The organism is Thioclava sp. JE_KL1 (assembly GCF_009296265.1).
Lineage (GTDB): Bacteria > Pseudomonadota > Alphaproteobacteria > Rhodobacterales > Rhodobacteraceae > Thioclava.
On record NZ_WBJS01000033.1, the window covers coordinates 1 to 6,745 of the forward strand.

Sequence of the window (6,745 nt, forward strand, 5' to 3'; positions counted from 1 at the left end):
AGATCAACGGCGTCGAGCCCTTCGCCTATCTCAAGGCCACCCTCGAAGCCATCGCCGCCGGCCATCCGCAAGGCCGCATTGATGAACTTCTCCCGTGGACCTTCAAGTCGTCAAGCTGAACCTGGGGTGGGATGCAGCCGCCGCTTACGATGAACTTCAGCAGCACATCGTCTGTCAGTCGCAGGACGACCCATTTTGTGACGGACCAGGAGGCCCCGCGATCGGCTGAGACCCGCTTCATGACGAAGCCTTTGCCTTCGAGGTCGCGCAGGCGCGCCGTCATTCCGTCACGCACTTTACCATGGTTTTCGCGATGTTCGGCATCGTGGTAGCGCAGGAATTCGGCGAAGAGATCGTTCTCGAAGACCCAAGCTGCCTCGGGGGTCGCGATTGCGCTTTCATAGCGAAGGCGCAGGATGACCAGAAGGACCGACGCCCAGTAGTTTTGAGCGCGCGAGCTGTAGATTGGCCGGAACGGTGTTCCACCGGAATCGCGAGATACGCGTGCGACCTTCTCGTCCTCCATGACCTGAAGGCACATTGCGCCCAACTGGAGATCGATCAGGAGATCGAGACCTTCGAGAGCAAAATGTGATTTCAATGCGTTGCGCACCTCATAGGCATATTCGAAAAGATCGGGATCGGTATCGAGGTCAAGGCCGGGTTCGCGGTGGAGATGCGTGACCACGTTGTGCAGGGTGAATTTCGTGCTCATTGAAATGTCTCATCTTGATAAATGTTGCGTGCCCTCAAGACCCCGCCAGGTGCTTTTTCAGGCCGAAGGGTTTTGATCTTGTTGACCAGGTCCAGACGCTCGTTTGGATTTCGGCATGTCTCGATTGTGAGAACGTCCGTATTTGATCCATCGAAGAGACCTTGTCCGGGGTCTCCGGTGCGGGTGAAGACGGGATCGGCGGCGCGCAGGCGCTGAATGGTTCCGGGTCGGGCAGGATCGTCGAGAAGCATTTCGAATTCCCATCCGGGATAGAAAATGGAGGGGTGCATGCTCATCGCAATCCGCATCCAGCCTGCGATCTCATCGAGCCCGTAGCGGGGCGGCAGGTTCTTGAGAATGGTCGAGAGCGAAACGTCTCCGCCGATTTCGATGAGCTTCGCCACGCGCCGCTTGAGCCGCTGGGGATCGATGTGAGCCTCTTTTTCGGCGGCTTCTCTCACGGCCTTGGCCGCGATTTCCGGATCGAGACCTTCGAGCGGAGGAAGGTCTTCCACTTCTTCTGGGTTGTTCGGCGGGAGCGGGTTGAGGCGGAAGTCGAACCAGTAATTCTTCGCTTCACGCTCGATGTCTATTTTCAGGCCCTCGACCGGACCCCAGCCAGGGCGCGTAGAAACTTTCCCTTCCTTGGCGAGTTCACGCATCGTTTCACTGATCTGGAGGAGCCGGCGCGACTGACCGAGGCGCCGCTCGAAGGTCGAATCCTGGATAAAGGAAGTCACGCGGTGGGCAGCTTGCTGATCTTCGCTGACCGTCTGCAGAGACAGGGTGGTGAAATGATCGAAGAAGTTGCGCGCCTGCAAGGAGGCCGAAGTCCCGATGTAGTTCGAGCATTGCAGGAGGATCGTTTCAACGGCCTGCTCGAGATGGCGACGCTTGCTTTCATCGAGATGAAGGTCTGCCAGTTGTCGCATTGCGAGATAGGCAGAGCGGGACCTTCCCTCGTTGAGGTGTTCGAGCACCGCTCGCATCACCTGTCCATGGCTCTCTTCGGTTGCGTAAAAGAGGTCTGTGGCTTCCGTCAGGTTTTCGCGTAGCTCAGTCGGCAGTCGGCCCAGCGCGTTGAACATGTCGCGCACGGTGCGCACCAGTGTGGATGCATAGATCTGCCGATCGGAATCCTGGACAGGTCGCACCCCCTCGGCTTCAAGCGCGTCAATCTTGCGCTGGATGTCTTCTTGCTGAGCTTTGTACTTTTCGACGAGAGCGGCCTTGTCCTGACGTAGGTGCGAGGCAGCATCGACGATATCGTCGAGAAAGCGCCCGAGAGAAACGGTGGAAACGGTTTCGAGGTTGTCTTCGACTTCGAGGGCAATCTGCAGCGCGGCGCGAGCTGCAGGACGCATGACAACCTGACGCCCAAGGGAAGGATCGTCCTGGATCGCAAACCAAGGAACGCCACCCTCCTGGCTGCACCAGGCCTCGAGCTGCTCGGCGGGAGAGAGCTTGAAAGATCCCGCGATCTGCTTTTCGCGAACTTCCTCGAGCACTCCCTCGCAGATCCGCAGAAAGCGATCGATCGGAGCGTTGAGCGCATATTCATCGCGAAACACGCGATAAGCTACCTCGAGGGCATAGCCTCGATAGGCCTGCCGTAAAAGCGCGAGAACTGGATTGGCCTCGACGGTTTCAAGAAGGTTTTGATCGTTGGCCATAGACTGGGAACCCCTCTCTCAACGATCACGAAAAACATCGTTTACGTTACCTCAGATTATTTTATCTGGGGTGTCGACCGTTATCTGCAATATTATCCGGTTGGCCTAAGGGCTAAGAAATGAGTACAGATTTTGCTCCAATGAGGCCCGTAAGGTGTGCCGCTATGCATCTCCCAGCCCCTCTAACAAGTGGGCGCTGCTCAGGTCGAGAATAGATGCCCCGACCTCTATGGTCCGCATGTGAGGACGCGCGTGGGGCGTCGCTCCTTGTGGTCGATATCCATTTCAATCGCTTTTCGCGGCTCTCTCCCACCTTTAGGAGGCGATCCGTTGCGAGGATCAGTGCGATAGCTGACGATCGGGAGACGCCTGCGTGACAGAGCAACACCAACCTGGCTCCGGTCGTGGCTGGATGAAAGACCCGTGGCAGGTCACCGCGACCTGATATCCACGAACCCGCTCATCGGCCGCAGGAGCCCCATGAGCAACTCCTCCGGGAGCGCCCGCAGAAGGGAGGTGCCCGCGTTTCCGCAATTCAAGGGCAAGGCGAAGATGCGGCAACCAGCATAATCGTGCCGCAAATCTTGAAAGGCAGAGCTGTCGATGGCGGAGCTGGGATACCCTCAGGGTGTTCGATAACAGCCATTTCGCGGCCTGACTGAATATTATCGAACATGCAGCGCCGATGGGCTTCGGGTGTTCGATAAACAACACTCTTTCATACGGGGGTGTTCGGATCGCAACGCAGCATGTCAGTTATCGAACACGCCTGCCCCATATCAACTGATTGATATACATAAGAAACCACTGCCGCGAAATGCTGCGAAACGAACACCCCGACGCTATTTTCGTGCCGCAGCCTTCCCAGGAGGATATGCATCTTCTCCTCGCAGGAATGGTGCTTCTGCCTGCGCCGGCGGATGTCCTTCACCATCGACTCCGCTGTTCCGGCTTTCTGTCTCATCTTTCATTCCTTGGTGGTTACGATGAGCCAGAAACTCGCCGTTACAAAATCAACTCAGATGTCCCAGGGGTGCTGACGGGGGGCCCAACCTCGCGCCCGCCGACGTCTATCTTGGCAGGGCCGAAGCCATCCTGAAAACACGAAAGGAGATCAAAGCCAAAATCATCGAGAAGCTCCGCTTGGCTCGCATCGCCAGAACGCGGCATAAACTGAAACTACAATGAGTCACGCCCTCCGTTCTCGATCAGGCCCTCGTATCCCAAATCATTTGACGACGGGCATCCGCGCCGTTCTGCGGCAGGACTGGACACCTAGCCCGCCGTCTCTTCGGCCTCTGCGTTTTCGGCTGCCCAGTTGGCTGCGTCCTCCACCGCGACCGCGGAAGCCGTGGGCACAAGGTTCAAATAGGCATCGGTCTCTGATGCCGGGAGCGCCTCGGTTTGGCTCATGCGATAGAGTGCGTAGAACACGATAGCCGAGAAAGTGCCGCCGAGTACGATCCAAAAGAAGAACGGGCCGAAAGCATCCATGGCAACACCTACCGCTATCGGTCCGATAATAGCCCCCAGGCCAAAAGTGAACACCAGACCGCCCGAGGTCGCTGGCATGTCCTCGGCGGGCACGTTGTCGTTGGTATAAGCTAGAAGTAGCGCATATAGCGGCGTGGTCGTACCACCGGCAAAGAAGGCCGCGCCCATGATCGGAACCAGTGGGTCGGAAAAGAGCCAGGCAGGCGGGCTCTGTGCGATCCAACCCATCCCGCAGGCCACCATGCCAAGAAACGCCGTGCCGCAGATCACCTTGCGTCGGTCCAGCCGGTCAGACAGCCAGCCGATGGGCACCTGCATCAGCATTGCGCCACCGAAGAGCATCGCCACGAAGAGTGCGATCTGGTTGGCACTCAGGCCGATCTCGCTACCGAAAACCGCCCCCATCCCTGACTGGCTCGCATAGATGCTCCCCAACAGGAAAATGCCGATGGTGCCCAGCGGAGAGGCGGCGAAGAGCTCCTTGAGACCGCCGGGTTTGGCCACCTCAACAGGGGGCACAGGCTGAATCGAGAGCAAGATCGGCGCAAAGGAGATAGACACTAGGATCGATGCCCCGATAAAAAGTGCCGCATTGGCCGCGTCGCCGAGCGTAAGTAGGCCCTGTGCCGCGATAATGCCCATCGTTTGGGCAAGCATATAAGCAGAGAGCATCTTGCCGCGGTTTTCGTTCGTGGTGGCATTGTTGAGCCAGCTTTCGGCAACAACATAGATGCCCGACATGCAAAAACCGATGAGGATACGCAGAGCGGTCCATGACCAAGGCTCTGCCCATAATGTGAATGCGATCAGGGCCGCGGACATGAAGCTGCCCAGCGCCGCGAAGACGCGCACATGGCCAACCCGTTGGATCAGGACAGGAGTGAAACGCGCGCCAGACAGGAAACCGAGAAAGTAGCCTGAGGTCACGATAGATAGCTCCGCCGAGGAGAACCCTTCAATCCCGCCGCGCAGCCCCATCAGGGTAAAATGCATCCCGTTACCGAGCATGATAAGCACGATGCCTAAGAGTAGCGCCCAGACGGAGGCCAACATTCTTGTCATCTGAAGCCTCCGTGCTGCTGTAGGTAGCCTACATATTTATCAAGCTTGAAATAGGTCATCGCTGCAAGAGGAATGCCGCAACGCGGAGGATGTCCCAACTTGGCACAACATGCACATGTTTATCCAAGCGTCGGAACCACCGAGAAAATGTTGACATGATCACAGATTGAAAACGGTCAGCTCGCCTCTCCGGTTGGCAACCAAACTCATCCGCACGCAACGCCTTACGACTCCTAACCTGTGATCAGAGGATGCTCTGCCCGGTCGCGGCCCAGTCCGCCGTGAAAGTCTCGAGTCCCTTGTCGGTCAGCGGATGCTTGACGAGTGCCCCGATCAATCCGGGCGGTAGGGTGCCGGCATCCGCTCCCGCTAACAAAGCTCCGGTGACGTGATTTGCAGACCGCAAGGATGCCGCCAGTATTTGCGTGTCCAGCGTAGAATAGGTGTCGAACACCTGCCGGATATCCCGGAGCAGTTGGGTGCCGTCGAGATTGATATCGTCGAGGCGACCGACGAAGGGCGAGACATAGGTTGCGCCGGCTTTCGCCGCAAGGAGCGCCTGATTTACCGAAAAGCACAGCGTTACATTGGTCTCGCGGCCCTCTTCTCGAAGGGTGCGGCAAGCCCGGAGCCCCGCCATAGTAAGCGGCAACTTGATACAGACGTTGGATGCGATCTTCCCGAGCACCGCCGCCTCGCGCATCATCGTCTCGTAATCGGTGCCCGCGACTTCGGCGGAGACCGGGCCATCGACCATCGCGGCGATCTCGGCGATCGCTTCGAGAATATGTGCGCCGCTCTTGGCGATCAGGCTCGGATTAGTCGTCACCCCGTCGATCAGATGCGCCTCCGCAAGCGCGCGGATCGCCTCGATATCGGCGGTGTCAGCGAAAATCTTCATGTCGTTTTCCTTTCGTCGTCAACTCGGCTCACCGGTGCAATGACCGGTAAGGGTGAGGTCGGCCTCAACGCTCTGCTCGAGCACACGGCGCGCGTTTTCGAGGTCGTTCCGGCAGGCCCGGGCAAGCGCGTCCTCGGGGGACAGCCCATGCTCGATCCACCGCGAGACGAGCCGGGCCTTGAGCACCTCCATGGGCAGCGCGAGCATCACGGTCGCGTCGAACAACCGCGCGAGCCCGGCCCAGTCACCGGCGCCAAACAGCAGGTAGTTCCCCTCGACGATCACGATCCGCCGGTCCGGGGGCAGCACGCCCGCCTCCGGAAGGGTTCGGTCCTGCGCGCGGCTGAACAGCGGGTAGCGGATCTCGGTCCGGTCATCGCGCAACCGGCGCACCAATGCCCTGAAGCCCACCACATCGAAGGTCGCGGGCGCCCCTTTCACCGTGCGCAAGTTCCGCCTGTCGAGCTCTTCGTTGTCCAGATGGAACCCGTCCATCGGCACCAGAGCCGCCGCGTCCGTCGCGCGGCCGCGGGCGTTCAGGGCCACGGTCACGGCTTCAGCCATCGTCGATTTCCCCGAACCGGGCGGTCCCGCGATGGCAATCAAAACTCGCCCGTGATCACGGGGCTGCCTGTCGACCAGATCGAGAATGGCCTCCAGCTGTGCCTTGGTCGCGCCCATCGCTTAGGCTGCCTCGTTCACGTCATCGGGCTGCTTCGCGCCGGTCATGTAGGCAACCGCATCCGACATAGAATGGTTCTTCGGATCGATCACGCAAAGCCGCTTGCCCAGCCGGTGGACGTGGACCCGATCCGCCACCTCGAAGACGTGCGGCATGTTGTGCGAGATCAGGATGATCGGCAGACCTTTTGCCTTGAGATCAAGGATCAGGTTGAGCAC

6 protein-coding genes and 2 pseudogenes are annotated in these 6,745 nt (G+C 59.0%); 1 reads left to right on the forward strand and 7 read right to left on the reverse strand.

Translation table 11 applies throughout. From position 1 onward, the window contains the following. Window positions 1–119: transposase domain-containing protein (locus F8R15_RS20530; RefSeq protein ID WP_152845386.1), on the forward strand; the 119-nt coding region annotated here is incomplete at its 5' end. 56 nt (window positions 120–175) lie between these two features. Here F8R15_RS20530 and F8R15_RS21840 read toward each other — a convergent pair. The 7 genes and pseudogenes from F8R15_RS21840 to F8R15_RS20560 form a co-directional block, all read right to left on the reverse strand. After that, window positions 176–715 (reverse strand): annotated as a pseudogene (locus F8R15_RS21840) (DUF4194 domain-containing protein); the annotation flags it as partial. Beyond that, a complete protein-coding gene (locus F8R15_RS20535; RefSeq protein WP_152845827.1) occupies window positions 712–2,388 on the reverse strand; it encodes a DUF3375 family protein in 1,677 nt (558 codons plus the stop codon). The gene F8R15_RS20535 and the pseudogene F8R15_RS21840, both read right to left, overlap by 4 nt. Before the next feature lie 718 nt (window positions 2,389–3,106). Further along, window positions 3,107–3,352 (reverse strand): hypothetical protein, encoded by a 246-nt coding sequence (locus tag F8R15_RS20540; RefSeq protein WP_152845828.1) that lies wholly within the window; start codon window positions 3,350–3,352, stop codon window positions 3,107–3,109. Between the two features lie 311 nt (window positions 3,353–3,663). Next, window positions 3,664–4,944, reverse strand: a complete 1,281-nt coding sequence (locus tag F8R15_RS20545) for an MFS transporter (protein ID WP_152845829.1) — start codon at window positions 4,942–4,944, stop codon at window positions 3,664–3,666. Between the two features lie 244 nt (window positions 4,945–5,188). Then, complete coding sequence (gene fsa / locus F8R15_RS20550; protein ID WP_098410065.1) at window positions 5,189–5,845, reverse strand: fructose-6-phosphate aldolase; 657 nt, start codon at window positions 5,843–5,845, stop codon at window positions 5,189–5,191. An 18-nt stretch (window positions 5,846–5,863) separates the two neighbouring features. Continuing rightward, window positions 5,864–6,526: a uridine kinase gene (locus F8R15_RS20555; protein WP_141536214.1), complete on the reverse strand. Its 663-nt coding sequence runs from the start codon at window positions 6,524–6,526 to the stop codon at window positions 5,864–5,866. A gap of 3 nt (window positions 6,527–6,529) precedes the next feature. Continuing rightward, window positions 6,530–6,745, reverse strand: a pseudogene (locus F8R15_RS20560) (sugar ABC transporter ATP-binding protein); the annotation flags it as partial.

Coding starts and splice junctions, on each gene's coding strand:
- F8R15_RS20545 (WP_152845829.1), bottom strand. CDS start 4,944: ATGACAAGAATGTTGGCCTCCGTCTGGGCGCTACTCTTAGGCATCGTG.
- fsa (WP_098410065.1), bottom strand. CDS start 5,845: ATGAAGATTTTCGCTGACACCGCCGATATCGAGGCGATCCGCGCGCTT.
- F8R15_RS20535 (WP_152845827.1), bottom strand. CDS start 2,388: ATGGCCAACGATCAAAACCTTCTTGAAACCGTCGAGGCCAATCCAGTT.
- F8R15_RS20555 (WP_141536214.1), bottom strand. CDS start 6,526: ATGGGCGCGACCAAGGCACAGCTGGAGGCCATTCTCGATCTGGTCGAC.
- F8R15_RS20540 (WP_152845828.1), bottom strand. CDS start 3,352: ATGAGACAGAAAGCCGGAACAGCGGAGTCGATGGTGAAGGACATCCGC.